Annotated in this window: 23 protein-coding genes and 1 tRNA gene; 16 read left to right on the forward strand and 8 right to left on the reverse strand. The window is 58.9% G+C overall.

The window, feature by feature from the left end; genetic code table 11:
* Positions 1–7: 7 nt before the first annotated feature.
* Positions 8–1,123, reverse strand: a complete 1,116-nt coding sequence (locus RBI05_RS01565) for a YkvI family membrane protein (RefSeq protein WP_310549881.1) — start codon at positions 1,121–1,123, stop codon at positions 8–10.
* Positions 1,124–1,312: 189 nt separating this feature from the next.
* Here RBI05_RS01565 and RBI05_RS01570 point away from each other — a divergent pair, with 189 nt between their 5' ends.
* The 3 genes from RBI05_RS01570 to RBI05_RS01580 all read left to right on the forward strand — a co-directional run bounded on the left by RBI05_RS01570 (position 1,313) and on the right by RBI05_RS01580 (position 2,626).
* On the forward strand, positions 1,313–1,885 hold the full coding sequence (locus RBI05_RS01570) for a xanthine phosphoribosyltransferase (RefSeq protein ID WP_310549882.1): 573 nt from the start codon (positions 1,313–1,315) through the stop codon (positions 1,883–1,885).
* A gap of 106 nt (positions 1,886–1,991) precedes the next feature.
* The gene (locus tag RBI05_RS01575; protein ID WP_310549883.1) at positions 1,992–2,309 is read left to right on the forward strand and encodes a hypothetical protein; all 318 of its coding nucleotides are present in this window, start codon (positions 1,992–1,994) and stop codon (positions 2,307–2,309) included.
* An 89-nt stretch (positions 2,310–2,398) separates the two neighbouring features.
* The gene (locus RBI05_RS01580; protein ID WP_150458282.1) at positions 2,399–2,626 is read left to right on the forward strand and encodes a hypothetical protein; all 228 of its coding nucleotides are present in this window, start codon (positions 2,399–2,401) and stop codon (positions 2,624–2,626) included.
* A gap of 92 nt (positions 2,627–2,718) precedes the next feature.
* Here RBI05_RS01580 and RBI05_RS01585 read toward each other — a convergent pair whose 3' ends face one another.
* Complete coding sequence (locus tag RBI05_RS01585; RefSeq protein ID WP_310549884.1) at positions 2,719–3,153, reverse strand: hypothetical protein; 435 nt, start codon at positions 3,151–3,153, stop codon at positions 2,719–2,721.
* 180 nt (positions 3,154–3,333) lie between these two features.
* Between RBI05_RS01585 and RBI05_RS01590 the strand changes: the two genes are divergently transcribed.
* The 7 genes from RBI05_RS01590 (at position 3,334) to RBI05_RS01620 (ending at position 12,723) form a co-directional block, all read left to right on the forward strand.
* Positions 3,334–3,418 (forward strand) — tRNA-Leu (locus RBI05_RS01590).
* A gap of 196 nt (positions 3,419–3,614) precedes the next feature.
* The gene (locus RBI05_RS01595; protein ID WP_310549885.1) at positions 3,615–7,775 is read left to right on the forward strand and encodes an Ig-like domain-containing protein; all 4,161 of its coding nucleotides are present in this window, start codon (positions 3,615–3,617) and stop codon (positions 7,773–7,775) included.
* A gap of 42 nt (positions 7,776–7,817) precedes the next feature.
* The gene (locus tag RBI05_RS01600) at positions 7,818–9,707 is read left to right on the forward strand and encodes an S-layer homology domain-containing protein (RefSeq protein ID WP_310549886.1); all 1,890 of its coding nucleotides are present in this window, start codon (positions 7,818–7,820) and stop codon (positions 9,705–9,707) included.
* A gap of 161 nt (positions 9,708–9,868) precedes the next feature.
* On the forward strand, positions 9,869–10,669 hold the full coding sequence (locus RBI05_RS01605; RefSeq protein WP_310549887.1) for a class I SAM-dependent methyltransferase: 801 nt from the start codon (positions 9,869–9,871) through the stop codon (positions 10,667–10,669).
* 10 nt (positions 10,670–10,679) lie between these two features.
* A complete protein-coding gene (locus tag RBI05_RS01610; RefSeq protein WP_310549888.1) occupies positions 10,680–11,027 on the forward strand; it encodes a hypothetical protein in 348 nt (115 codons plus the stop codon).
* A gap of 147 nt (positions 11,028–11,174) precedes the next feature.
* Positions 11,175–11,645 carry an aminoacyl-tRNA deacylase gene (locus RBI05_RS01615; RefSeq protein ID WP_310549889.1) on the forward strand — a complete coding sequence of 157 codons (471 nt, stop codon included), beginning with the start codon at positions 11,175–11,177 and terminating at the stop codon, positions 11,643–11,645.
* A 130-nt stretch (positions 11,646–11,775) separates the two neighbouring features.
* Positions 11,776–12,723, forward strand: a complete 948-nt coding sequence (locus tag RBI05_RS01620) for a divergent polysaccharide deacetylase family protein (protein ID WP_310549890.1) — start codon at positions 11,776–11,778, stop codon at positions 12,721–12,723.
* A 4-nt stretch (positions 12,724–12,727) separates the two neighbouring features.
* On the opposite strand, the gene RBI05_RS01625 is transcribed toward RBI05_RS01620, so the two are convergent.
* Positions 12,728–13,459 carry an N-acetylmuramoyl-L-alanine amidase gene (locus RBI05_RS01625; protein ID WP_310549891.1) on the reverse strand — a complete coding sequence of 244 codons (732 nt, stop codon included), beginning with the start codon at positions 13,457–13,459 and terminating at the stop codon, positions 12,728–12,730.
* A gap of 182 nt (positions 13,460–13,641) precedes the next feature.
* Here RBI05_RS01625 and RBI05_RS01630 point away from each other — a divergent pair, with 182 nt between their 5' ends.
* On the forward strand, positions 13,642–13,824 hold the full coding sequence (locus RBI05_RS01630) for a YqzE family protein (protein WP_310549892.1): 183 nt from the start codon (positions 13,642–13,644) through the stop codon (positions 13,822–13,824).
* 104 nt (positions 13,825–13,928) lie between these two features.
* On the opposite strand, the gene RBI05_RS01635 is transcribed toward RBI05_RS01630, so the two are convergent.
* The 3 genes from RBI05_RS01635 to RBI05_RS01645 form a co-directional block, all read right to left on the reverse strand.
* Entirely contained in the window at positions 13,929–14,960 is a 1,032-nt protein-coding gene (locus RBI05_RS01635; protein WP_310549893.1) for a hypothetical protein, read from the reverse strand.
* A gap of 112 nt (positions 14,961–15,072) precedes the next feature.
* A complete protein-coding gene (locus RBI05_RS01640; RefSeq protein ID WP_310549894.1) occupies positions 15,073–16,152 on the reverse strand; it encodes a YqhG family protein in 1,080 nt (359 codons plus the stop codon).
* Positions 16,149–17,939 carry a DEAD/DEAH box helicase gene (locus RBI05_RS01645; RefSeq protein WP_310549895.1) on the reverse strand — a complete coding sequence of 597 codons (1,791 nt, stop codon included), beginning with the start codon at positions 17,937–17,939 and terminating at the stop codon, positions 16,149–16,151. The genes RBI05_RS01640 and RBI05_RS01645 overlap by 4 nt, the downstream gene beginning before the upstream one ends.
* Before the next feature lie 344 nt (positions 17,940–18,283).
* On the opposite strand from RBI05_RS01645, the gene RBI05_RS01650 reads away from it, so the two are divergent.
* Positions 18,284–20,932: an adenosylcobalamin-dependent ribonucleoside-diphosphate reductase gene (locus tag RBI05_RS01650; protein WP_310549896.1), complete on the forward strand. Its 2,649-nt coding sequence runs from the start codon at positions 18,284–18,286 to the stop codon at positions 20,930–20,932.
* Between the two features lie 109 nt (positions 20,933–21,041).
* Here the strand turns inward: RBI05_RS01650 and RBI05_RS01655 are convergent, their stop codons facing one another.
* Positions 21,042–21,692: a TetR/AcrR family transcriptional regulator gene (locus tag RBI05_RS01655; protein ID WP_310549897.1), complete on the reverse strand. Its 651-nt coding sequence runs from the start codon at positions 21,690–21,692 to the stop codon at positions 21,042–21,044.
* Between the two features lie 179 nt (positions 21,693–21,871).
* Here RBI05_RS01655 and RBI05_RS01660 point away from each other — a divergent pair, with 179 nt between their 5' ends.
* The 4 genes from RBI05_RS01660 (at position 21,872) to RBI05_RS01675 (ending at position 24,892) form a co-directional block, all read left to right on the forward strand.
* Positions 21,872–22,312: a VOC family protein gene (locus tag RBI05_RS01660; RefSeq protein WP_310549898.1), complete on the forward strand. Its 441-nt coding sequence runs from the start codon at positions 21,872–21,874 to the stop codon at positions 22,310–22,312.
* 120 nt (positions 22,313–22,432) lie between these two features.
* Positions 22,433–23,308 (forward strand): beta-1,6-N-acetylglucosaminyltransferase, encoded by an 876-nt coding sequence (locus RBI05_RS01665; protein ID WP_310549899.1) that lies wholly within the window; start codon positions 22,433–22,435, stop codon positions 23,306–23,308.
* A gap of 142 nt (positions 23,309–23,450) precedes the next feature.
* Complete coding sequence (locus RBI05_RS01670; protein ID WP_150458296.1) at positions 23,451–24,029, forward strand: TetR/AcrR family transcriptional regulator; 579 nt, start codon at positions 23,451–23,453, stop codon at positions 24,027–24,029.
* Positions 24,030–24,046: 17 nt separating this feature from the next.
* Positions 24,047–24,892, forward strand: coding sequence for an SDR family oxidoreductase (locus RBI05_RS01675; RefSeq protein WP_310549900.1), 846 nt, complete (start codon positions 24,047–24,049; stop codon positions 24,890–24,892).
* Positions 24,893–25,083: 191 nt separating this feature from the next.
* Here RBI05_RS01675 and ahpF read toward each other — a convergent pair whose 3' ends face one another.
* Positions 25,084–26,613 (reverse strand): alkyl hydroperoxide reductase subunit F, encoded by a 1,530-nt coding sequence (ahpF, locus tag RBI05_RS01680; RefSeq protein WP_310549901.1) that lies wholly within the window; start codon positions 26,611–26,613, stop codon positions 25,084–25,086.
* Between the last annotated feature and the right edge of the window lie 25 nt (positions 26,614–26,638).

The following is a 26,638-nucleotide window of genomic DNA, read 5'->3' on the forward strand; positions in this document are numbered from 1 at the left end:
GCTCCTCTTACTTCTCCCTCTCCCGCACCACCGGCACAGGCATCACCACCCCTTTACTGCTGCCTCCCCCTGCATAATCCTCACCGCCCGGCGGAACGGGCGGCGTCAGGATCAGCTTGAACGCCCAGACCAGCGCCAGAGCGCCGAAGAGGGGGTAGAAGACGGACAGCAGCGAGCTGAAGCCGAACTGGCTGAAGATGTAGCAGATCAACATCAGCAGCGGAGTGACGAGTCTGGCGGGGAGGGGGAGCCGCTGCTGGAGCTGGAGGGAGACGCCGTAGATGTCGGCGACGAAGGTGCTGAAGATTTCCATGAAGATCAGTGCCAGGTAGATGAGGCGGACGACCGGGCCGAGGCTGAAGGCAATGCTGCCCATCGGGATCTCGAATTGGAGGATGCCCGGCATCTGGGCGCTCATGGCAAAATGCGCCGCCATCAGCATGAAGCCGATGCCGAGTCCGCCGATCAGGCCTCCGAGCTTCAGCGTCCGCTCGTCCTTGCACTCTGCCGCCAGCGGCACGAGTACGGCCTGGGCCATACCCAGGTTGAAGGCGGTGTAGAGAAGCGGCGAGAGCCAGGCCATCCAGGGGCTGCGCTCGGTATCGAGCAGCATATAGCGGAGCGGGTCCGGGGTGCCGAAGGTGTTCAGGATGATGACCAGCGACAGGGTCAGCATGAGCGGCACGACGATGCTGTTCATCTGCATGATGCCGGATATTCCGCGCTGGAGCAGCAGGTAGGAGCCGACGACGGTCAAGATAAGGCCGGTCTGGGTATGCAGACCGAGATGCTCCTGGAAGATGGCTCCGGCTCCGGCGAGCATGATGCTGTTGACGCCAATCAGAATCAGCAGGGTGAACAGGCTGATAAGGCTGCCGGCGCCTTCGCCGAACAGGTGCCGGTTGAAATCCTCGTAGGAGCGGGCCTTGATCCGGTGGGCCAGCAACATCATTTTGCAGCCCAGCCAGACGAATGCGGCCGTCGAGAGAACGATGGTCAGAAGGGCCCAGCGGCCGTATTGGGTGAAGAACTGGAGTATTTCCTGACCCGTCGCGAACCCGGCTCCGACGATGGTGCCGATGTACGTAAAAGCGATTTGCAGCGAGCGAAGAGTCGATCTCATGGCAATCCCTCCAAGGCGTCTTGGCGCAGGCCGGCCAGCCGGCGAATGCCTGTCGGAATGGCTTGTGCACCGCATATAGTACAGGTTATGATGGGGATCAGAAGGACATGACTCCCGCGACTCCGGCAGAAGCCGGAGAACGGGCGGGGGAGAACGCAAGCATTTTGGAATAAATGGAGGCAGAGGGTCATGGAATTATTGAAGAAGCGGATATTGGAGGAAGGAATCGTCGTATCCGATCAGGTGCTGAAGCTGGACGGTCTGCTGAACCACCAGGTGGACCCGCAGTTGACGATGGAAATGGGACGGGAGTTCGCCGCCCGGTTCGCGGATCAGGGAGTGACCCGGATTGTGACCGTGGAATCTTCGGGTATTGCCGTGGCATTTGCAACCGCCTATGAGATGAACGTACCGTTGGTATTTGCCCGCCGCAAAAAAACGCTGCTCGCCGACCCCGACGCGCTCTGCGAACGGGTGCCTTCCTTCACGAAGGGGATTGTGACGGACATCATGATCTCCCGCCAGTACATTTCGCCCGAGGATAAAGTGCTGTTCATCGACGATATTATCGCGAACGGCGACGCGGCGCGCGGCATGATTAAGATCATTAACCGTTCGGGAGCGGAGCTGGCCGGATTCGGGGTCGTGGTGGAGAAGTGCTTTGAAGCGGGGGCGCGGACGATCCGCGAGCAGGGGGTTCGCGTGGAATCGCTGGTGCGCATCCGGTCGCTGGCCGGCGGCCAGATTGCTTTTGAGGAATGAAATTTCTGACGAATTCGGGAACATTGCCTAATTTTTTAACATCGACTTTCCAGCCTATGTTTTTTCCATTATAATTAAAGACAGACATAGGAGAGGAGGCGTCACAATGGGGAAAGAACCGGTGACAGAGCAATTCTTTATTGATAAACTAACCGAGGCCAAGGATCACTTCGAGCGGGCGCTCGACTGCAAGCATACGGACTTTGATGATCTGTACCCCTATATGATCGAACATCCTCAATTCTTCTGGTATAAGCGCTATGTAGCCTGGTCCGAGCTGCTGACCATTGCCGGTCTGTGCGAAGAACTGGATTACGCTTGGCGGGATCTGTTCACGACCAACCAGGTTCAATATGTGGAAGAACGGGTCATGTCCGCGAAAGTGCTGGACTACTGGTTCGAGAAGAACGAGGCTTTGATCTAATTCGTGATCGTTCACGTTCGTGTTATATTAACAAGACCTCAATGACCTTCATTGTGGTCTTTTTTAATCGTGCGGAGAGGGGGAAGCTTATGATCAGCGATGAAGAGTTGAACGCCTACCGGCTTTCCGGCGAGAAGGTGCGGGTGGTCCGGGACGGTCTGGATAGCAATGATGTCCGGGGAATTGTGCTGGCTTGGAATGACAAGGAAGTCATGATCCGCCGCCCGAACCGGAACGTCGTCAAGCTGAGCCGGGACTATCTCATTATGCCGGCCAAGGAGCCGAGACCGAACCTGATCGAGACCGACTCTGATTGAGGAAGCAGCAGCGCCGAGAAGCAAGAATAAGCCGCCCGGGATCGAAGGCTCGATCCGGGCGGCTTGTGTTCTGTCTTCCTATATAATGGGGCTTACAGGCTCACGGCCAGCTGTGTCTTCATCTCGTCGCGGGCAAGAATGGAGTATTCGCCCGCCAGTCCCAGATACGCCCGCATGCGCAGGGTCATTTCCTTGCGGAAGCTCTGCCAGTCAATCTTCATCTCGCCGACATAACCGCGGCATTTGTATTCGGCTTCAACGCCCCGCTGATCTTGGCGGATCGTGGTGATGCTGATGTTCTGGGAAGCCAGTTCCCGGTTCACTTCCTGCAGCATGAGGGCGGTCTTCTTGGCTCCGACGGAGATCAGCTCCATATACAGCTGGGGCATCTTGAACAGACCGCTCTTGCCGATGGTCCGGCAGTCGCGTTCAAATACTTTATGAATAAACGTCAGAAGCAGGTAACTGCGAACCAGAGCAAGTTCTTCCCGGGTTGTCTCGGGCTCGAATTTCGCGATCATCGCCATGGATATCACCTCAATTGTAGTATGCGAACCTTTGTTCTTATTATACATTTTCCTGCAATTGAAAGCAATAAATATCCAGAAAATTAATCAAATTTATCTGTATAAATTTAAGGTTGACGTCTCGCTTGGGCAGATGGTATGATATTTTTTGTGGCCGGTTAACCGGAATCACTATGATACGCGGTCGTGGCGGAATTGGCAGACGCGCACGGTTCAGGTCCGTGTGGGCTAACCCCCCGTGGAGGTTCGAGTCCTCTCGACCGCATTCCGAAAGAAGCTTCAGTCCTTGGACTGGAGCTTCTTTTTTGTTGTCCGGAGAGGGCGGAAAATTAATTTTTTACATCATAAAATTGGCTATAACATTTGTCACACGATCTGCCGACAAACAACGTTACGGATGGGAATCTCCGTAATCAATCCTTCATCACCGAGGGGAATTCGGAAGGGAAAGTGGGCAGTGGATGAAAGACACTAATCAACGCTACAAATCTCCGGGATTCAGAGTGAAGCTGCTGCTGCTCTGTGCCCTTGTGGCCGCAGCGCCGGCCGGAAATACAGGATTCGCTGCTGGATCTCCGGCCTCGTCGATTCTCACGCCTGTCCGGAATGTGGACATTGGCTGGCTGAGCGCCAGCGGCACCGCCATCCAGACCGGCGGAACGACGATCCGCGTGGACCTGAGCGAACACCGGGCCTGGAATTTCGACAGCTCCAGAGCTTGGTCGGCCATATCGAAGAGCAGTTCCGTTACAGCCTCCGTTGAAGGCCGGGAGCTGGTATTGAATATTCTGGCAGCCGGCAAGGCGGAGATTGAGCTGCGGGCCGGGAAGCCGGGCGCGGAAGCACTGGTTGATACCTGGATGGTCGATGTCAGCAAGACCGGCGACATCAACGGTGACGGTCAGATCACATCGGCGGATGCTCTCTATATTACCAAGCTGGTGAACAGCAAAACGCCTTTAACGCCTAAAGAAATCAACCTCTACGATATTAACCGGGACGGCGTGGTCACATTGGCGGATTCTACGGCTCTTCTGACCGGATATGTGGGCAAGAGCAGCTCTGTTGCCCCGACTTATATCGTGAATCTGCTGGAAGTCAACGATGCTCCGGGCATCGCGGACGGACGGCTGGAAGGCGAACTGAAGGTTACGGGAACACTCACGGCGCAATATCGTTATTATGACGCCGAAGAGGACGCAGAGACGGCCGCTTCTTACCGGTGGTACCGGGGGAGACAGGCCGACGGTTCGGATAAAGCCCTGATCGGGAACGCTTCCGGGAAGTCCTATAGAATCGGGGAAGCGGATCTTGGCTTCTATCTGTTCGCAGAGGTGACGCCGCGGGCGGCCGGCGGCAGCGCGCAGGGAGTGCCGGTTACCCTGGCTTCGGCATCCTTTGTACCGGACACCGCTCCTCCGGAGCTGGCCTTGGCTCCGTCGCCTTCCGGCGCTTTGACGAAGCAGCAGGCCGGGGGAGAGCTTGCGCTTGAATTTAACGAACCGGTCAAAGCCGGCAGCGGCGTTATCGCTCTGTACACTGTTAATCATACGCTGGTCAAGGAATACCGGGCGGACGATGCCGCCCATATCGGCTTCAGCGGCAGTCGGGTTACGCTGCGCAACCTGGATCTTCAGGAGTTGACCGACTATTACATTACGGTTGAATCGGGCGCCCTTGTCGATCTGGCGGGCAATCCGTTCGCGGGCTGGACGAATGCCAATGACTGGCGCCTGACCACTCCGGATATGAACGGCCCTCTGGTCTCCTCGCTGCTGCCTCTGGCCCATTCGAAGAAAGTGCTCCCAGACAGCAGTCTGGTGCTGACCTTCAATGAACAGGTTCAGGCGGCAGCGGGCGGAACGGTGGTTCTGCACCGTGCCGACGGCAGCGTTGCCCAGACCCTCCCGGCAGACGACGCCTCGCGGGTCACGGTTCAGGGTGCGGTTGTCACGATCAAACCGGATGCGCTGGAAGAGTTGGAGACGTACTACGTCACGATGGCGGAAGGGACCTTCACGGATTTGGCGGGCAATGCGGCCGAAGGGTTGACCGGGTCCTCGGACTGGGACTTTACGGTAGCGGATGTCACGCCGCCGGCCCTGACCGATTGGACCCCGTCCAATCACGCGCAGCAGGTTCTTCCGGGCAGCGACCTTGTGCTGACCTTCAGCGAGACGGTAGAAGCCGTGTCCGGCAAGACGATTACGGTCTATGATATGGCGAGCCAGACGGCAGCTGCGGCGATTGACGCGGACGACGCTGCCAAGGTGACCGTTCAAGGCAATCAGGTCACTGTGAAGAACCCGGGTCTTAGCGCGGACAAGCACTATCAGGTCAATATTTCTGCAGGAGCGTTCAAGGACGCCTCTGGCAACGGATCAGCGGCGCTGGACGGCAGCACCGATTGGAGCTTCGCGATGGTGGATACGATTCCGCCGCAGCTCGCTTCGACACTGCCGGTGAACGGAACCGCTGCCGCCGGAGTCCAAGAACCTCTGAAGATGACGTTCAGCGAACCGGTTCAAACGGTAGCGGGCAAGAAGATCATCATTCATCTGAAGGATGACGACAGCGCGGTCTTTGAAATGGATGCGGCGGATTCTTCCCGCGTGGCGGTCGCAGGAACTGCGGTTACGCTTACCGGTCTCCAGCTTCAGGAGAAGACGGATTACTACGTAACGGTTGAGCCGGGAGCATTGACGGATAAGGCCGGGAATGCTTTTGCCGGAATCGCGGACAACAGCGGCTGGCACTTCAGCGTTCCGGATCTTACAGCGCCGACGGCGGCGAGCTTCAGTCCCGTACGCGGATCGGCCGCCGCAGGAAGAACGGCCCCTCTCGTCCTGGAATTCAGCGAGAAAGTAACCGCGGCGGTGAATAAGCAGATCCGTATTATGCGCGCGTCCGATCATACGGTTGTGGCGACCTATAATGCCAACGATCCGGCTGCCGTTCAGATTGCGGACGGTGTCGTGACTCTCGCCAATCCGGGTCTTGCCGACGGCACGGGCTACTATGTAGAGGTGGATAGCGGAGCGTTCAAGGATGAAGGAGGCAACGTCTTCGCCGGACTGTCCGGGGAGGGCGCCTGGAGCTTCTCGACGCCGGATACGATCGCACCGGTTCTGTCCGGAACGCTCCCGGCTGCATCCGCGACCGGAGTTGCCCTTTCGGCGGCTCTGACCGCGACATTTAATGAGCCGGTACAGGCGCAGGCGGGCAAGAAAATCATTGTGCGCAATCTGGACACCCAGGCTGTTGTAGCCGAATATGCCGCCGATGATCCCGCGAATATTCTTGTGAACGGCGCCAGTGTAACGATTGCGAACCCGGGGCTTCTGGAACTGTCCCGCTACGGCATCGAGATCGAGCCCGGAGCGCTGACGGACACAAGCGGCAACCCGTTTGCAGGATTGACCGAAGGGGCCTGGAGCTTCGCAACCCCGGACCCGCGCGGATTCACGGCTGCGAATACCGCCAGCGAATTCTCGGCCGTGCAGATGATGCACGACGGAGGAGCGGTTCTGCTGCTTGAAATAACGGGAGACGCCTTCAAGGATACGCTGGGCAGCGGCGACTTTGAGCTGAACAACGCTCCCGCCGGAGTGACCGTGATGGACGCGGTCTATGCCGACGGCGGCAGTGCTTACCTGATGCTGAACTATGACGGCACGCCGTTCGACGAGATTGTCCCGAACTTCAGCGTCACGGCCAAATCCGGCGCGCTTCAGAGCGGCAAGCCGGCGCAGTCGCCTGCAATGGCCGTGATTGGCGAGAGCGGTCCCAAGGTTGTGACTCTGTCTCCCGCCTCCGGCGAGGCGGCGGCGGACAAGCGCGGGGCGCTGACGGTCTCTTTTGACAAGACGATTACGGCCGGATCCGGCAAGAATATCTCGATCTACCGTAGTTCGGACGACAGTCTTGTGCAGCAGATCGATGCGGGCGACAGCTCGAAGGTAACCGTATCCGGCACCGCTGCGACGATCCGGCCGAATGTGCTGGCCGACGGCACGTCGTACTACGTGAAGATGGATGCCGGCGCATTCATCACGGACCGTGGCGCCGACAGCTCCGCCTTGGACGGAAAGAACAGCTGGACCTTCACGACCGCCCCGGCCATACCGGGACCGTTCTTCTCGGAATATTTGAATGCGGGGGACGGCCGGCAGGCGCTCGAAATCTACAGCTCGGTGCCCAATGCCAATTATGTCGGCTACAAGCTCGTGCTGTACAAGTACATGAAGGCTACGAACAAAGTGGAGACGACTTCCATAGAGCTAAATCCGCATTCCTGGCAGAACAACATGCTGTATATCATGCTGGACCGCAACTTCTATGACGCCATGGACAGCACGGGCATTACGTATTTCAACGAAGAGTTCTACGGCTATGATCCGGCTGTCTTCACCTTGAATGCGCTGGTCATTACCGATGCTTCCGGGAAGGTCATTGATGTGCTGGGCGATCCGACCGCTACTGGACAGAATCCCTTCATGGCTTCGGGCGGAACCCTTGTGCGCAAGCCGGGTTCTTATGGCGGTTCGTCCGTATTCCGGCTCAATCAGTGGAATTCCTATCCGGCGGGAACCTTCGTGTATTTGGGCAATCACACCAACTAGTCTTCAGGGACTCAGTGAACGAGAATCAGGAGGAATTCATTCATGCCAAAAATACTTCGTATCCTCAAGGGGCTGCCCTTGATGCTGCTGGCGGCTGCGCTGCTTCTGGGCAGCGCTTGGACCCCGCCCGCCGCAGCCGCGGCGGCGGGAGAGCCGGACGTCAGGCTGATCCTCGGAGACACGTCGCTGTCTCCGGGAGAGGCGGCTTCCGTGCCGGTGAAGATCGTCGCGGCCCGGGGCGTCTCTTCCTATAATGTTCAGATCGAGTATGATCCGGCCCGCATTCAGGTAACCGGCATCACCCCGATCTACGGGAATGCGGACCCGGCGCTGGGCGCTTCGGACCCCAAGGGCTATTTCACTTCCCGAATCGACAGCAAGGAAGGAACCGTCCGCGCCGCCTGGCTGGACACGAGTGCGGGCAGCGCTGCGGAGCATCCCCTTGCAGGTGAACAGGTGCTGTTCATCGTTGAAGTGAAGGCGGTTGGCCCGGTCGGCGGGACCGCCCTGAAGCTGCCGGCAGGCAATTCCGAAGAGCTGCTGTTCGCAGGCTCCGCCTTCGGCGAGAATGCTCTTCCCGATATTCTCTCCGTCCTGGTTACCGGGGGGAATGTCAGCGTCATCTCGGCCAGCAGGGACAATGGGCCGGCGGCCACCCCGAAGCCGGCCGCAGTCAAGGTATATCTGAACGGGCAGGAGCAGCCATCGTATGCCGAAGCTTCGAGCAAGGCGGATGGATCGCGTACGGTCACCCAGATTAAGGTGGACAACACGAAAGCGCTGGAGCTGATTGAACAGGAGAATCAGAGCCGGTTGACGCTGGCCCTGGAGAATTCTTCGGCGGACCGTGTGGTCGGCGTGTTGAATGGAACGCTGGTCAAAGCAATGGAAGGCAAGGGAGCGGAAGTGGAAGTAAAGACCGCTTTTGCTTCCTATGTGCTGCCTGCGAAGATGATCCGGATCGACAAGGTAGCCGAGCAGCTGAAGGCGGCGGATTCGCTCTCCGACATTGCCATCTCCGTTGCGATGGAAGAAGCGGACGCGGCTTCGGCGTCGAAGGCGGGAGCGGCCGCCGGGAAGCAGGGCGTAGCATTGGCGGCAACGCCGGTGGAATTCACGGTCGCAGCGGAGTATGGCGGCCAGCGTGTCAATATTGACCAGTTCAGCGGTTATGTGGAACGGAGCATTGCCGTTCCGGCGGGAGTCGATGCTTCCAAGATCACGACCGCAGCTGTTCTGTCGAAGGACGGCGTGCTGAAACATATTCCGACCCGGATTGTCCGCGAAACCGACGGCAGCTATACGGCGATCATCAACAGCATGAGCAACAGTCTCTATACGCTGATCTGGAATGAGGCTTCGCTGACGGATCTGGCTAAGCACTGGAGCCGGGCCGATGTCTCCGACCTGGCTTCGCGGATGATCGTTCAGGGCGATGTTCAGGGCCGCTTCCAGCCGAATCGCAGGATCAGCCGCGCCGAATTCGCGGCGGTGCTGATGCGCGGACTGGGGCTCTATAACGGAGAGAGCGATGGAAAATCCGCCGCTCTGCCCAAGGACGTTCCGTCAGCAAGCTGGTATGCGGCCACTGTCCGCTCCGCCCAGGCGTACGGGCTGGTAAGCGGGTATGCCGACGGCAGCTTCCAACCGGCGGCTTCCATCAGCCGCGCCGAAGCGGCGGCGATTCTGAACCGGGCGGCGGCACTGCGCGGCGGCGTGCAGGAGCAGGCGGGAGCAGCCAATGTGCTGAAGGCATACCGCGACGGCGGGCGCGTCGGCGCCTGGGCGCAGCAGGCGGTTGCGTCTGCCGTGAACGCCGGCTGGATTAAGGGCAGCGGCGGCGAGCTGAAGCCGAATGCGGATCTGACCCGCGCCGAAGCGGCAGCTATGATCCGCAGGCTCTTGGTACAGAACGAACTGATTAATTCCTAACGATCTGCTCTAACTATCCTTAACAGCAGGAAGATCCCCGATCCCGTGAGAGAGATTGGGGGTCTTCTTCTCGTTTCAGCGAAGAACAGGAAAGGATAAAACTGGACAATGTCGAATGGATTCATGTGAAAGAGAAGAAGGAACTTGGGGGGAGAATACGAATGAATGCGGTGACGGAGTACTATGAACGCTATAATGAGGCTGATAGACTGACCGGGACCAATACAGGAAGGTTGGAGTTCATGACCACCACGCATCTGCTGGACCGGCATCTTGATCCGGGCGCTTCCATTCTGGAGCTGGGCGCGGGTGCGGGCATTTATTCTCTGTATTACGGAGCCCGCGGCTGCCGGGTGACGGCTACCGATCTTTCTCCGAAGCATGTGGAACAGATGGTCTCCAGAATCGCTGCAAGCGGCCTTGAAGGGAGAATATCCGCCGAGCAGGCCGACGCGACCAACCTGTCGCGTTATGAGTCGGAGAGCTATGATGCCGTGCTCTGTCTGGGGCCGATGTATCATCTGACGGAGACGGAGGACCGGCGGCGGTGCGCAGAGGAAGCGCTTCGCGTTCTGAAGCCCGGCGGCGTCCTGGCGGTGGCCTATATTAACCGGTCTTTTATATTCCCTTATCTTGTGAAAGAAAGCACGAGCTATCTGACCGAGAGCTGGATGGCCCGTATTGCGGAGGAGGGGAAGATCCGCTCGGCTGACGAAGATTGCTTCTGGACCGACGCTTATTTTCACACCCCCGAGGAGATGGAGCGCATGTTCGCGGATGGGAAGACCGTGATGCTGGCGCATGCGGCCGCGGACGGCGTCGGCATGATGATGGAGGAAGTCATTGACGGTCTGGATGCGGCGCAATTCGAAGTCTGGAGCCGGTATCACCTGAAGACCTGCGAAGAGCCGTCGCTGCTTGGAATCAGCAACCATGCGCTCTATCTGGGCCGGAAAATCTGAACGGAACCGGATGAAGATAAGGAGACGAACGGCAGCCCTGCTGCTTCTTCTGACCGTACTGATGGCAGCGGGCGGGTATGCCGTCCATACGCGTACCGGACCCGACCGTTACGAGAAGAAGGGAAATCTGCTATGGCGTGACGGAAGGGTCTACCGGCTGGTCGGCGTGGTGGAAGACTCGGAACGGAAGAGCATCGGCAATACGGTCGGAATTGCGGTTGAAGGCCGGCGCACCTGGATGGACTGGGTCTTCCCTACTTGGATCATGGAGTTCAAGCAGGACCCTGGGCATGAGCGTCTTTTTGTCCGGGGCCTCATGGATAACGGCGCGGTGTACCGGCTGGAACAGAAGGAATAGAAGGGGGCTGCCAGAATGAATGGGATTGAGGCGGTGAGTCTGGATCTGTTCCAGACGCTGGTCCGGGCGATGATCCCGGCCTGGTGCGAGGCTTATGGAGAATGCCTGCTGGTCTCGCAAGTTAACAGGAAATGAGGAGAATAAACGGTGAGCGACGATAAAGACAGCCGGTTGGACCGCCTCCGGGCCAAGCTGGACGCCCAGGGAGCGGACTATGCGATTATCCGACACGAGAAGCCGATCCGAAGCGCGCGCGAAGGCGCGGCCTTCTTCGGCATTGAGCCGGGACAGACGGCTCCGACGCTGATCGGAGTAAGTTCGGAGGGCTATTTTGCTCTGATTGTTCCGGGGGATTGCGGGCCAATCGACTGGGATCTGCTGAAGCCGGTGCTGGGAGCGGAGACGGTGCAAATGGCTTCTCCGGCCGAAGCCGAGACGGCGACAGGCAGCAGGGTAGGCGATATATCCCTGATTCAAGCCGGCCTGCCCGTCGTGCTGCATCGCGGCTTGTTCCGCTATGAGGCGGTATACGGCGGGACGGGAGTATCCGGGTCGACGCTGCGCATCCGGCCGGAAGATCTGGAACGGGCAGTCAAGGTCGCCGGATATCTGGAATAAAAAGGGTACCGGATGAGGAGACCTGTCATTACTTGGCCGTAAGGGCCCGTACATATTTCCTTCGCCGAAATCAAAGAATGAGCCTTACAGGCAGAACATTCTTCACTTGAGGCAGAAGGAGGAAGACGGGATGACGAGCAGAGACGAAGGAAGGGGACGGGGCTTGCGGCTTGGGGCCAAATGGACGGCGGCGCTGCTTCTGGCCGCCGCGGTTATGGGGATGGGGCCGGCGGCTTACGCGCTAGGCCCGGCAGACCGTGCAGGCGTTTCACAGGAGAGTACGGTTGAGCTTGCTTCGGCGGCGGCTGCGGCCCCAGGCCGGGATCAGGCGAAGCCGGATTCGACTCCGGTTCCGGGAGAGAAGCGGCCCGCCCCTAGCCGGATGGCGATCATCATTGATGATCTCGGTAACGGCATGAAGGGCACCGACGAGATGTTCGAGCTTCCGGTGAAGCTGACGGTGGCGGTCATGCCCTTTCTGCCGACCACCCAGGCCGACGCCGCCCGCGCGCACAAGCGGGGCGACGATGTGCTGCTGCATCTGCCGATGGAGCCCCGGCAGGGCAAGCCGGAATGGCTGGGTCCCGGGGCGGTGCTGGCCCGCATGAGCGACGGCGAAGTGCGCAAGCGGGTCGAAGCGGCGCTGGACGATGTGCCGTATGCCATCGGCATCAACAACCATATGGGCTCGAAGGTCACCGGCGACGAGCGGGTGATGCGGATTATTTTGGACGTATGCCGGGAGAGAGGCCTGTTCTTCGTGGACAGCAAGACCAACTACCGCTCGGTCGTCGGCCGGATGGCGCTGGAGATGGGGCTGCCGAAGGTGGAGAACCAGATCTTCCTCGACGATATCCATACCGCCGGCCATGTGTCGAAGCAGATGTCGCTGGCGGGCAAGATGGCCCGGGACAACCGGTTCTGCATTACGATCGGACATGTAGGGGTTCAGGGGCGGCAGACGGCTGCCGGCATCCGGACCGGATATGAGTCGCTTAAGAACCAAGTGGTCTTCGTGGGCATTTCCGATCTGCTGCGGGAAGAGTGGCATTGGACGCCCAAGCCGCTGCTCCCCTAGAGCGCTACAGCTCCATCAGATAGGCGGCGATGCCGGTCGCAATGGCTTCGGCCAGCGCCTCCTGCCCCTTAGGCGTCGTCAGCTTCTCCCGGTCTGCGGGGCTGCTGACGAATCCGGCCTCTACAATGACGGTCGGCGCCGAAATCCGGTTCAGCAGGTAGAAGGGCTTGCCCTGTACCGGATCGGCCTGGGTGCCGTACAGCGTATTGAGCTGCTCCTGGATCGCTTCGGCCAACATGAAGCTTCGGCCCTCTTGGCGGTAGAGGACCAGCGGACCGTGCTTGGCCGGCGACTTGGCCCAGTTGACATGAATGCTGACGACCAGGGAGGCGGGCAGCGTCTCGGCCAGCTCTTTGCGCTGGGCCAGGTCCCGCATATGCCGGGAACGGCTGCGGAGCCACCGGTTGTCTTCGCTGGGCGCATAATCCCCGAACCGGTTCAGCACGGTGTCGAAGCCGTCGCTGCGCAGCAGCAGGAAGAGCTTGCGGGAGATGGCGAGCGTGATGTCCTTCTCGAGAATTTTGCCGTGGGATGTGCCTCCGTCAATGCCGCCGTGCCCGGCGTCGATCAGGATGATGCGGTGGCCGTGGCCGATCAGCGTCTCCCGGTGTCCCGATTCCGGAGAGGCGGCGTCGGCGGTTCCGAAGGGCGGCAGAAGCAGGGTCGTCAGCAGAGAGGACGCAAGCAGCAGCGTCCGTCCGATCGGTCGAAGCGGGACGAGAAATCGGTCACTCAAGGCGGGTTCCCTCCTGGAATATAGAGTGGGAGCGGTTCCGTCCGGTCCGCTGGCCGCTTCGGAGCGCTTCTGTTAGATTGTTCCCCGGCAGGCAGAATTATTCGTGTCTCTCCCGAATGAACCGGGTCCCCGACGGACATCCTTATTGTATAGGAAGCCGGAAGCGGATGGAGGGATGAGACATGGCTTCGGACGGAGAAGAACTGGTCCGGTTCATTACCGAGAAGATGGTGGTCGCCATGGACCGACCGCGCACCGCGGAGCGGGAGCGGCCGGTCCGGCAGCCCTGGAGCCAGCGGTGGTTCGGCATGCTGCCGCTGGGCTGGTCGGTATGGAGGGCAAGCAGAGAAGAACGGCGCCGGTAGCCGTACGCCCTCTTCGCGGAGGGCAGATGCCCAAGCCAAGAAGCACCAAGAAGGCCCCCTGATTCCCGTTAACGGGCAGGGGGCCTTCTTATGTCCATAGTGGATCAGGGCTGCGCCGCGTAAGCCTGCAGGGTTCCGGCCCGAAGCAGCGAAGCCAGCGGCAGCATCCGCTGACCGCCGGGTCCGGCAGCGGCGTATAGAACCTCCGCTCCGTCCGTGGGCTGCCCGGCGGGGGTCCACGCCTGGCAACCTGTAACTGCCAGCGGTCCGCTGCCTGCCCCATTCGTGCCCGAAGCCCGGAAGACCAGGGCAGGCGAAGTGCGAAGCAGCGCACCAAGCTCGGCTGCCGAGGCCGGCCGCAGACGGGGAGCGGACAGCCAGAGCAGATTGTCGTAAGGGTCCTCAGCCGGCGCTGAAGCTCGAATGACGGTCTGCGGCGAGTAGCGGTCTGCGTTCCCGGAAGTGAGTATCCCGGTCAGAACCGGTGCGTTCGCCGCCTCGCCGGAACCGGGAGATGGAGCCGCCGCAGAGACGGGAAGGAGTTCCGGCTGAACAGCGCTGACGAGCAGCTCGCCGGAGCCGTTGTCCAGTCTCCAGTAAGGCAGGATTCCATTGTAGCAAGGCGTCAGCCGCCAGCTTCCGGAAGAGAGGGAAGAGAGAAGGAGTCCGTTCCGCGCGGAGAAGGCGCGGAGTGCTTCCAGATCGTAGGGCAGGCCGCTGCTGCCCGCTCCGTATTCCGAGAGCGCATAGCCGCCGTCCTCTGCTGCGGTGACGATAAGATAGCCGACGCGCCGGCCGTCCGCCGTCAACTGGACAAGCCAGCCGTGCGTGCCGGGTCCAAGCGGGTAGACGGAAGGCTTCGCGCCGATCCAGGAACCATATGGCTCCTGCTGCGAGAGCTTGTCCACAGCCGCCTGCACGAAGGCAAGCAGCCGGACGGAAGGGGCGGCATCTGCGGTCGGCGCCGGAAGCGAGACGGGAGCGGGATGGACGGCGGCCGCCGCAGGCGGCGCGCCAACGGCCGAGACGGGACCGCAGGCGGCGGCCAGTCCCGCAAGCAGTGCAAGTCCGGCAAACGCGAGACGAAGGCTGAAGCCGCAAAGGCCGTCCTTGGGAGGATGCGGATGGATAGGCAAGGGATCACCGACTTTCTAAGTTCTGTTATCCAGTGTAGAACAGCGCAGTCAAAAAGACTGTTGCTTGCTGTCGCGCGGCCGGACCTGTACCGGGCGATCTTTTTGACCGGATTTAGCGAGCGGGGTCGGACCAGGACTTTCTCAGGTAGAACAGCCCGCAGACCAGGGCGGTAACGTCGATATGGGGCTCGTACTGCCACAGCGTCTCCCGCCGCCGCCCGTCGTACTGTTCCTGGACCGCCGCGCGCTTCTCCTCGTCGGGCTCCTTCAGCAGCTCGGCATAATACCCGTCGATCAGCTCCAGCTCGGCGGCCAGTCGGCTTCTCGCCGCCTCCGCCCAGCCGTAGTCCAGTCCGGCGAGCCGGTCCGTCAGATGCTGCTCCAGCACCTTCGCGCCCTCTTCCAAGGTGAGGCCCGCCGGTTCGATATGCACATTCTCCGGAAGCCTGGGCGTCAGCTCCAGCCGGTTCAGCCGTTCATCGAACGTTTCGGCTACGCGCCCGTCCAGCAGCGACACGCCGAGCATATGCAGCTCTTCCCGCTTCAGATCGCAGCGGAATCCGACCTTGAAGCAGACGGCGAGCCAGGGCTCGTAAGCCGCCGAGAACAGCGTGGTTCTCTGCCGGACCCCGGGCTGCTCGAACAGCTGGAGCATCCGGCCTTCCTCGCGGGAGGCGGCCCAGATCTGACGCAGCCGGCGGCTGCCGAAGGTGACATCCTCCCGGCGGATCAGCCCGGGGCCGAGACGGGGCACCATCGGCGCTACGCCGAAGTACCGGGCCAGGATGCCCTCCTGCGGCGCGGGTTGCGGCTGCTCCTGCATTCCCTCGTGCGGCTCCCTCTCCTGCTGCTCCTCACCCGGCGCGGTCCCGAGCGTCTGCTGCACGGCCGGTGCCCGCTGCGTCTGCTGCGGAGTCCCGGGGGCATTCCGCGGGGGAACCTGGGGAGCCCCCTCCGCCGCCATCCGGTCGTACTTCTCGGGATCGAACACGAAGGTGAAGGAGAGGGTCTGGGGCTCGGCGCCGGTCCGGTCCACGAACCCCCAATAATAGGGGCGGTCGGTCAGCATCCGGTCGGCCCTCGGAGACAGCTTGACGGTAACATGGGCGGGCGATTTCTCCAGAATTATGCATTCGGTCGCCGCCAGATAATCCAGCACCTGCCGGGCGACTTCGCTTGAACTCATCGTCATGGCGTCATCCTCCGTTCCGCATCCCCGCCGGACCGGCGGAGCTTCTCCAGTTCGTCTCCGATGGAGTCCACCCGCTGGCGGATCTCATCCTCGCTCCGGGCTTCCAGCATAATCTTGTACAGGCTCTTCTCCAGCGATTCCCGCTGCTCGAACCGCTCCAGAATGTCGTCGAGCCCTCCGATTACCATCTCGAACAGATTGATCTTCTCATGCAGCAGATGCAGAATATGCTCTTCAATTGTGCCGAGTGTAGAGAGATTGTGGATGCAGACATCGCGGAGCTGTCCCAGCCGGTGCACCCGGCCGATCCGCTGCTCGACCCGCATCGGGTTCCAGGGCAGGTCGAAATTGACCATCTGGTGGCAGAATTGCAGATTGATGCCCTCGCCGCCGGCTTCAGTGGCGATCATGACCTGGGCGCGGCCCCGGAACAGGTCCATCATCCAATCCTTTTTGCCGCGGTTCATTCCGCCCGAATACGGGACGGCGACGACTCCGTTGTCCCGGAAATACTGAAGCAGATATTCCTGGGTCGCCCGGTATTCGGTGAACACAATCACCTTCTCGTTGATGTCCCGGATCAGCGAGAGCGTCTTCTCGGCCTTGGTGTTGGTCTTGACGGCCCGGATCAATTGCAGCAGCTCGATCATCCGTTCGCGCCGCGGGGAGTCGGGCGGGAGCTTCTTCATCAGGTTGACCAGAGTCACGAAGACGGCATCCCGGCTGCTGCATACCTCGCGCTGGAGGGTGACAAGCGAGAGCATGCTGCTGAGGTTGCCGCCCGCCTGTTCATACTGCTCCTTCACAAAAGCCGTCACGCCGTCGTACAGACTCCGTTCCTCCTCCGACAGCGACAGCGGCACATTCGTGACGCGCCGCTTCGTGAAGGAGACCTCGCCTTCGCCGCGGCGGTTGCGGATCATGACCTTGGCCAGCTCGCCGCGCAGCCGGTCCTCGTTCTTGGGCTGCCGCTTGCCTTCGACGTAATTGGAGGCGAATTCCCCCGAATGGCCGAGCCGCCCGGGCTTCAGCAGCGTGATGAGGTTGAACAGCTCGTCCAGATCGTTCTGGACGGGCGTGGCCGTGAGCAGAAGGCAGTATTTTTTGCGAAGCAGCTGAACGAACTGATAATTGGTCGTCTTCTTGTTCTTCAGCTTGTGGGCCTCGTCGATAATCAGCATGTCGTATTCCCGCCCGAGCAGCAGCTCGCGGTGGGGATCGCGCTTGGCCGTGTCCATGGAAGCGACGACAATCTCATTGTCCCAGGAATAATGCTTCTTCTGGGCGACGGCGGGGATGCCGAATTTGGCATTAAGCTCCCGCACCCACTGGAGCACCAGCGAAGCAGGGACCAGAATCAGCGCCCGGGTCACCAGCCCGCGGACGAGGTATTCCTTCAGCACCAGGCCCGCTTCAATGGTCTTGCCGAGTCCGACTTCATCCGCGAGAATGGCGCGGCCGGACATCTCCAGCAGCACCCGGCGGGCGGTCTCGCTCTGATGGGGCAAGGGAGACAGGCTGCTCAGCTGTTTGAGGCATTGAAGTTCGTCGAAGCTTGTGACCAGGGTTGCGGCCTCTCCTTCCACCGCAAGTCTTGCAAGCCGCCAGTCTCCCCAGGGCCCGCCCCGGTCCAGCCGTTCCGACAGCTCGCCTTGCCAGCTGCGGTCGATATGGAGAGGGACGGGAAGGGGAGAGGGCGCGGCCGGAATGCCGGGAAAGGGCAGGTCTGCGGGCTGCGGACCGGTTGAATCGGCAGTGATGGATGCGTTCTCGGCGTTGGAATTCATGCGGCGGCCTCCTCCGGCGGTTCTGTGGAACACAGTTGACTAGTAGTATGGCTCGGATTCAAAGATTTCATAACCGTGTCAAGCGCGATCCGGCGCGGTTTATGGGGTCCCCGGGTCCGAAAAACCGAGCTATTGCCCCCTCCGGCCCAGCGTTTGGCCAAAAAAAGGGAGATGGAGGACGGATTTTGGACTAAACTTTTTGATACAATATGTGGTATAGTTGAAAGGCTGAACCCCACTACATATTGTGAAAAATATGGGAACTCGGCGTTTGACGCGCTTCCTTGAGGGGTTATTGGATAGTGACAACAATCGGATTATGGAATCAGGAGGGGTTATTTTATATGAGTACGGTGCAGCGCAATCAGCGCCTGGAGGGCCTGAGCGAGAAAATCTTTTTGGACCGCTATGCCTGGAAGGATGCCGACACGAACAATGCCAAGGTGGGCGATGTCGTGCTGGTGCTCACGAAGGACGATCCGAAATTCCCGACGAAGGAAGTCGGCGAAATTGTCGAACGCAGCGGCCGGACGGTGACCGTCAAGACGCGCAGCGGCCAGCTGGTAGAGTCGGACGTAGAGAAGCTGACCCTGAACATCGAGAAGACGCCGGAGGAAATGTGGGACCGGCTCGCGGCGGCGATGGCTTCGGTCGAGAAGACGCCCGAGCTGCAGGAGCAGTGGACCGAGAACTTCCGCTCCATTCTGGACGACTGGAAGCTCGTCCCGGGAGGCCGGATCGCGGCCGGCGCCGGTGCAAGCGATGAACTGACGCTGTTCAACTGCTATGTCATTCCTTCGCCGAAGGACAGCCGGGGCGGCATCATGGAGACGCTGTCCGAAATGACCGAGATTATGGCCCGGGGCGGCGGCGTCGGCATCAACCTGTCTTCGCTTCGCCCGCGCCGCGCCATCGTCAAGGGCGTCAACGGATCGTCGAGCGGCTCGGTCTCCTGGGGCGGCCTGTTCAGCTACACGACGGGACTGATCGAGCAGGGCGGCAGCCGCCGCGGCGCGCTGATGCTGATGATGAACGACTGGCACCCGGATGTGCTCGATTTCATCACCGTCAAGCAGACGATGGGCCAGGTGACGAACGCCAACCTGTCTGTATGCGTCAGCAACGATTTTATGAAGGCTGTCAAGGAAGATCTCGACTGGGAGCTGGTCTTCCCGGATACGACCGATGCCGACTATGACGACGTCTGGGACGGCGATCTGGCCAAGTGGAAGGCTGCGGGGCGCAAAGTCATTCCGTACCGCACAGTCAAAGCGCGCGAAATCTGGCAAATCATTATTGAATCCGCCTGGAAGTCCGCCGAGCCCGGCGTGGTCTTCATGGAATACTACAACCAGATGTCCAACAGCTGGTACTTCAACCCGATCATCTGCACGAATCCGTGCGGCGAACAGGGTCTGCCGGCATGGGGCGTCTGCAACCTGTCGGCCGTGAACCTCTCCAAGTTCTATGACGAAGAGAAGCATGACGTCGCCTGGGATGAACTGAGCCGGGTTACGCGCTATTCGGTGCGCTTCCTGGACAACGTGATCGACAAGACGCCGTACCATTTCCCGGAGAACGAGGCGAACCAGAAGAAGGAACGCCGCGTCGGACTGGGCACCATGGGTCTGGCCGAGCTGATGATCAAGCTGAACGTCCGCTACGGCAGTCCGGAATCGCTGGAATTCCTGGACAAGCTGTACGGCTTCATGGCCCGCGAAGCGTATCTGGCATCCGCCGACATCGCCGAGGAGAAGGGTTCGTTCCAGGCCTTTGACGCCGAGCTCTACATGCAGAGCGGCTTCATGGCCAACATGGAGAAGGTGTATCCGGAAGTTGCCGAAGCGATCCGCGCCAAAGGCATGCGCAACGTGACCGTCATCACCCAAGCGCCGACCGGCAGTACCGGTACCATGGTCGGAACGTCAACCGGCATTGAGCCTTATTTTGCGTTCAAATATTTCCGCCAGAGCCGCCTTGGCTTCGACGAGCAGTTCGTGCCGATTGCCCAGGAATGGCTGGAAGCCCATCCGGGCGAGGAGCTGCCGGACTATTTTGTGACCTCCATGGACCTGTCGGCGAAGGATCACATCCGTGTTCAGGCGGCGATCCAGCGCTGGGTGGACAGCTCCATCTCGAAGACGGCGAACTGCCCGAGCGATTTCACTGTCGAAGAGACGAAGGAACTGTACGAGCTGGCCTTCGATCTCGGCTGCAAAGGCGTAACGATCTACCGCGACGGCAGCCGCGACACGCAGGTGCTCCAGACCGAGAAGAAGGACGACAAGAAAGAGACTCCCGCTGACCAAGCTTCCGCAGGAAGTGCGGCGTCCGATGTCTCCGCCGCGAATACGTCTTCTGCGGCCCCGGCTGCTCCGGCCGCCATTCCGGCTTCGCCGGCGGCCGGCGACATGGACCGCCAGTACAAGAAGCGTCCGCAGGTGCTGCGCGGTGCGACGTACAAGATCAACACGCCGTTCGGCATGGCGTATATCACCATCAATGACCTGGACGGCACGCCGGCCGAGATCTTCCTGAACGTCGGCAAAGCCGGCTCCGACGTGTTCGCCATGGCCGAAGCGCTGGGCCGCGTCTGCTCGCTGTTCCTGCGCTACGGCGACCACGGCAACAAGGTTGAGCTGCTTATCAAGCACCTCAAAGGCATCGGCGGCTCCGGCGCGATCGGCTTCGGCGCGAACCGCGTCGAGTCCATCGCCGACGCCGTAGCGAAGGCCCTGGAGACGCACGCGCAGAACAACGCGGCCGAAGAGCACGCCCATGCGCCGATCGCCGCGACGCTGGCGCTTGAGGTACCGGAGATCGCTCCGGCGGCTGCGGCTCCGGAAGCGGGCAGCGGCGATCACGGCGGCCACGGCCACAACCATGCCGCCGCGGCCTCTCGGGACCTGTGCCCGTCCTGCGGCTCGGCCTCGCTGATTAACATCGAGGGCTGCAAGTCCTGCAGCAATTGCGGATACAGCAGATGCGGGTAAGTTAATACCGAAACAAAAAGCACTTCGCTGAGTGTGATGGATTATGGAAGTTCATTTTATTCAAATGGTTTCTCCTATGGACAGCTGCGTTTATGCAGCTGTCCATTTTTCAATTCAAGTATGTTCCAGTCCCGGATTCTTGCACTGGAATTGTTGTAGGACTCAAGCCGGCAGAAGCAATTACACCCTGACTAACAATTCGAGTGATTATTAAAGCAAGTTCAGTAGGTGTTTCTTTTAAGCCCATCGCAAACCAATGTTGAAGGATTCCCATATTGGCTGATATTACAAAGGTTATCAAATAGCCGAGGGGGACGATGACTTTATTTTGTTGAGGCTGCCACTCCGGAATCTTCTGTGATAATTGGTTTTGCATAAAACGGCTTATTTGTTCCAGAAATGATGGATCTCCTTTGGGTCCCAAAATGACTTTAAAAAATTCGCTGTGAAATTTACAAAAATCAAAAATTCTTGTAATTTTTGGATACGGCTCATCTTTAGAAGCATAGTTAAATAATTCAAGAAAGCTCAATTGAACAATAATCTCTCTTAGTCCTCCATAAACCTCTGATTTATTTTGTTCTAAAAGGTCGCTAACATCTTGATAATGTAAGTAGAAAGTTCCACGATTGAGTCCGGCTCGTTTGGTAATATCACTAACTGTGATAGCGTCCACGCCTTTTTCCTCGATTAGTTCCAAAAGAGCTTTGCGAAGTAAGTTTTTCGTGCGAAGTTTTCTGCGATCCATTTTCTCTGACAAATTATCCGCCCTTTCAGTAAACTGTGATTGTGATGATTAATGAACAGACTATGGATTCATTGATTATTGTATTAACTTTGGAGTCTATTATAATAAGTATTGTGGTAGTTAATCAACACTAATCAACACTTTATAGCGGCTAGTCCAGCGATTCTAGAAAATAAGGAGAGATGAAATTTATGAAAAATTCAATTTTCCAAGGAACCATTGACCATTCGGGATTTGTCGTACCTAACATTAATGTAGCAGTTGATTTCTTTGAAAAAACATTAGGTTTTGAAGTGCTATTTCGACCAGGTAGGCTGCAATTTGAAGACGATAGTTTGAAAAGATATTTTGGGGTTCACGAAAATTCAGTGGTTGAAGGAGCAGCCTTTTTGCAATATGGAGGTCGAAAAATCGAGTTGGTGCAATGGTCGGCTCCAGATCAACAGAATGTTCAACCAAAACCAAGTGATACCGGGGCTTCGCATCTAGCTTTAACAGTTACCGATCTGGATGCTGCTTTAAGTTATTTTAAAGAGCAATCCGATGTGGTCGTTAGAGAACTCAGCCCTCTTGGTTTCTTTTATATAACCACTTCTTGGGGAATGGAGATTCAAATTATGAAACATCAGTAACATTCGTTGGAAGTTGCTGTTTTATAAGAAAGATAGTGCGTTTTTGTACTTAAGAGGGTTGCCCCGGCCCCTCCCTTCCTCTATAATCGACCGAAAGGAAATGAAAGGAAGGTGGGCGTCGTGAAGCGGTTCAAGATGGCTTATGTGGTTCTCTGCCACAAGAATCCGCAGCAGATTAATCTTTTGCTGGAATCCTTGAAGGATGAGCATGTGGAGTTCTTCCTGCATGTCGATGCAGAGAGCGGGATTGAGCACGAAATCCGGCACCGGCCGGATATTCATTTTGTCCGGGAGCCGGTCGTGGTGCAGTGGGGGCATTACAGTCAAATCGAGAGTGTGCTGAAATGCTTCAAGCTGATCCGGGAGACCGATGCCTACGATTATGTTCATCTGATCAGCGGGCAGGATCTGCCGCTTGTTCCGAACCGGACGATCGCCGAATTCTTCAAGGCCGCCGAGGGCAAGGAATTCGTCAAGCATGTGAAGCTGCCGAACAGCACGGAGATGTGGGGGTGCCTCTACCGGGTGTCGGTCTATTATCCGAGATTTCTGATCTCCAAAGACAGACGGATAACCCGCCTTCGCGACCGGTACACGAATGTAGTCATGAGAGTACCGTTTCTGAGACGCAAGCTGGACGCACTCCCGGCCGAGCTGTACAAGGGGTCGAACTGGATGTCCATCACGGGAGCCTGCATGGAGTACATTCTGGACTACATCGGCGGCAATCCGGATTACGACCGGCTGTTCCGGCATTCCTTTTGCGGCGATGAAGTCTACTTCCATACCCTTATTCTGAACAGTCCCTACCGGGAGAATGTCGTGAATGAGATCAAGCGGTATACGGACTGGGACACCGGGCCGGATTATCCGCGTACGCTCCGCTTGGAGGACTACAGCCGCATCCGGGAGAAGGGCCAGGGCTGCTTCTGGGGACGCAAGTTCGACCTTGACGTGGACCGGGAGATCATCGACCATCTGCTGCTGGAAGCTTGAAGAGAAGGCGCCCCGACCGGGGCGCCCTTTAATGTTCCGGGCTGTGCCGGGGGTATGCCTATACAAAACGGAGCGTCATCCTGTATAATCGAATTATAGAGACTGGTCTACAGATTAATCACAAAGGAACGGAAGGTGCGCAATGGACAAGCCGACGGAGAATACCCGGCAGAAGTTTATACAGACGGCTTCCCGCCTGTTCCGGCTTCAAGGGTATCACGGCACCGGAATCAACCAGATTATCAAGGAGAGCGGGGCGCCGAAGGGCTCGCTCTATTATCATTTTCCCGGAGGGAAGGAGCAGCTTGCGGCAGAGGCGGTGGAGACCAATGCAGCCTTCGTCGGGGAGCTGCTGGACCGGCATTTGTCGGGAGCGGAGAGCCCGGCGGAGGCGGTCGAAGCGCTGATCGAAGAGATGGCGAAGCACTTTCCGGAGGACCGGGGAGGCCTGGGCATTCCGATTGCCTCGGTTGCGCTGGAGACCGCGCTGACGAGCAGCCGGCTGCGGGAAGCCTGTGTGCAGGCCTACGCAGGCTTCGAGCAGCGCTTCGCGGAGAAGCTGAGGCAGGCCGGCAGGGAAGACGAGCAGGCGCGGCTTCTGGGCGCCGCCGTCAACGCCTTGATTGAGGGCGCCTGCCTGGTCTCTTTTGCCAAAGGAAATGCGGACCCCCTCCGCGCCGCTAAGGCAGCCGTCCGGCTCATGCTGGACTCCACTTCATGAAGAAAGAAGGATTGGCAATGAGCATTCTGGTTACCGGCTTCAACGGTAAAGTCGGCCGGGAAGTCGCGAATAAGCTGGAGCATGATGAATATGATTTTGTGAACGCGGTCCGCAATGTCGAGAAAGCCCGGTCCGCCTACGGAGACCGTTACCGGTTCGTACGGCTGGATCTGTCCGATTCTTCGACGTTTCGGCCGGCGCTGACGGGAATCGACCGCATCTTCCTGATGTATCCGCCCGGCGACGCTGTGGATTTTGCCGGCTTTATCGAAGCGGCCAAGAAAGCAGGCGTTCGCCACATCGTCTATTTGTCCCTGAAAGACATTCAGTATCTGCCGTTTATCCATCATTACCGGAACGAGAAGCTCATCCGCCGTTCGGGAATCCCGTTCACTTTTTTGCGGGCCGGGTATTTCATGCAGAATCTGAATGATTTCCTGCGGGGCGAGCTGGTGAAGAATAACCGGATCTTTGTGGCGGCGGGCAAAGGGCGGACCAGCTTTGTAGATGCCAGAGATCTGGCCGAAGCGGCCGTGGAGGCGTTTAACCATCCCGACCGGCATCAAGGCCGGGCCTATGTGCTGACAGGGGAGGAGGCACCCGACTTCTACGAGGTGGCCGAGGCCATGACCGGCGTATTGGGGCGGCCGATCACCTACGCCAATCCTTCGGTGAAGGATTTCAAGGCGTATATGCTGAAACAAGGGACCGACCCGGCCTTCGTGAATGTCGTGGTGGGCATTCATATTCCGACCAAGCTGGGGCTGGCCAAGGGCATCCGCCGCGATTATGAGACGATGACCGGCCGCAAGCCGACGAAGCTGAAGCAGTATCTGGAGGACCACCGGGACTCCTGGATGTAGGCGTTCCTGCGCGGTACAGGAGCTTTCTGAAGAAAGCGTGCAGCGAAGAGAGGGCAACCCGCCTTTCTCTGCCCGCAAGAAGCTGGCTTCTGTCTGGCCTGGGACAAAAAAGAGACAAAAAGACAAAAAAGACATCCTTCTCCATGGGAGAGGATGTCTTCTTCGTTACAGGAACCGCGAGGCATCGCGGGTTAATTGCGGATCAGATAATCGAATGCGCCCAGGGCGGCGGTAGCGCCGGAACCCATGGAGATAATGATCTGCTTGTAAGGACTGTTAGTGCAGTCGCCCGCGGCGAAGACGCCGGGGATGCTGGTTGCGCCATGGTTATCGACGATGATCTCGCCGAACCGGGTGCGGTCGAGCGAATCGGCCAGCCAGTCGGTATTGGGAACCAGACCGATCTGGACAAATACGCCTTCGAGGTTGATGTGCTGTTCAGCGCCGGTGTCGCGTTCGACATAGGTAATGCCGTCCACTTTGTCGGTGCCGGTGATTTCCTTGGTCTGCACATTCTTCAGAACCGTAACGTTCGGAAGGCTGTACAGACGTTCCTGAAGTACAGAATCGGCCTTAAGTTCAGGCAGGAACTCCAGCACAGTCACGTGCTTAACGATACCTGCAAGATCGATGGCCGCTTCGATGCCGGAATTGCCGCCGCCGATAACGGCGACATGCTTGCCGGCGAACAGCGGTCCGTCGCAGTGCGGGCAGTAGGCCACGCCTTTGTTCTTGAACTGTTCCTCGCCGGGAACGCCGACATTGCGCCAGCGGGCGCCGGTGGAGAGGATCACGGTCTTGCTCTTCAGCACCGCGCCGTTCTCCAGCTCGACTTCGATGAGGTCTTTCTTCTCCAGACGAACGGCCCGCTGGAGCTTCATGATGTCGACCTCATATTCCTTGACATGCTCTTCCAGGCTTGCAGCCAGCTTCGGACCTTCCGTGTATTTCACACTGATGAAGTTCTCGATGCCGACCGTGTCATTGACCTGGCCGCCGAAGCGTTCGGCCACAACGCCGGTGCGGATGCCTTTGCGGGCCGCATAAATCGCGGCGCTGGCGCCGGCCGGACCGCCGCCGACAACAAGCACATCAAATGGCTCCTTGTCCGAGAAGTCGGAGGCATCGGCTGTGCTGCCGAGCTTCGCCAAAATTTCTTCCACCGTCATCCGGCCGCTGGCAAAGAATTCGCCGTTCAGATAGACAGAGGGAACGGCCATAACGTTCTTGCTCTCCACTTCGCTCTTGAAGGCGGCTCCGTCGATCATGGTATGCGATACATCCGGGTTGAGCACGCTCATCAGGTTAAGCGCCTGAACGACGTCAGGGCAGTTGTGACAGCTCAGACTGATGTACGTTTCGAACCGGTAATCGCCTTTCAGCGCCTTGATCGAGTCGATGACGCTCTGCTCCGCCTTGGGCGCCCGGCCGCTGACCTGCAGCAGCGCGAGCACGAGCGAAGTGAATTCATGTCCGAGCGGAATCCCGGCGAATACGATGCCGGTCTCCGCGTCCGGGCGGTTCACGCTGAAGCTCGGCGTGCGTTCCAGCACGGCCGGCTCCACCGTAATCCGGCCGGACATTTCGGACAGCTCATTCAGCAGGGACATCATCTCATGGGAGACATCGTCGGTCCCCGCGCTGGCCTTGATCCGGACTTCGCCTTCCAGAAGCTGAAGATATTGATTTAATTGTGCTTTGATATCCGCGTCCAGTGCCATTCAGGCTCAACTCCTCAATGAATAC

This window comes from Paenibacillus glufosinatiresistens (assembly GCF_031470375.1).
Classification (GTDB): Bacteria; Bacillota; Bacilli; order Paenibacillales; family Paenibacillaceae; genus Paenibacillus_AQ; species Paenibacillus_AQ glufosinatiresistens.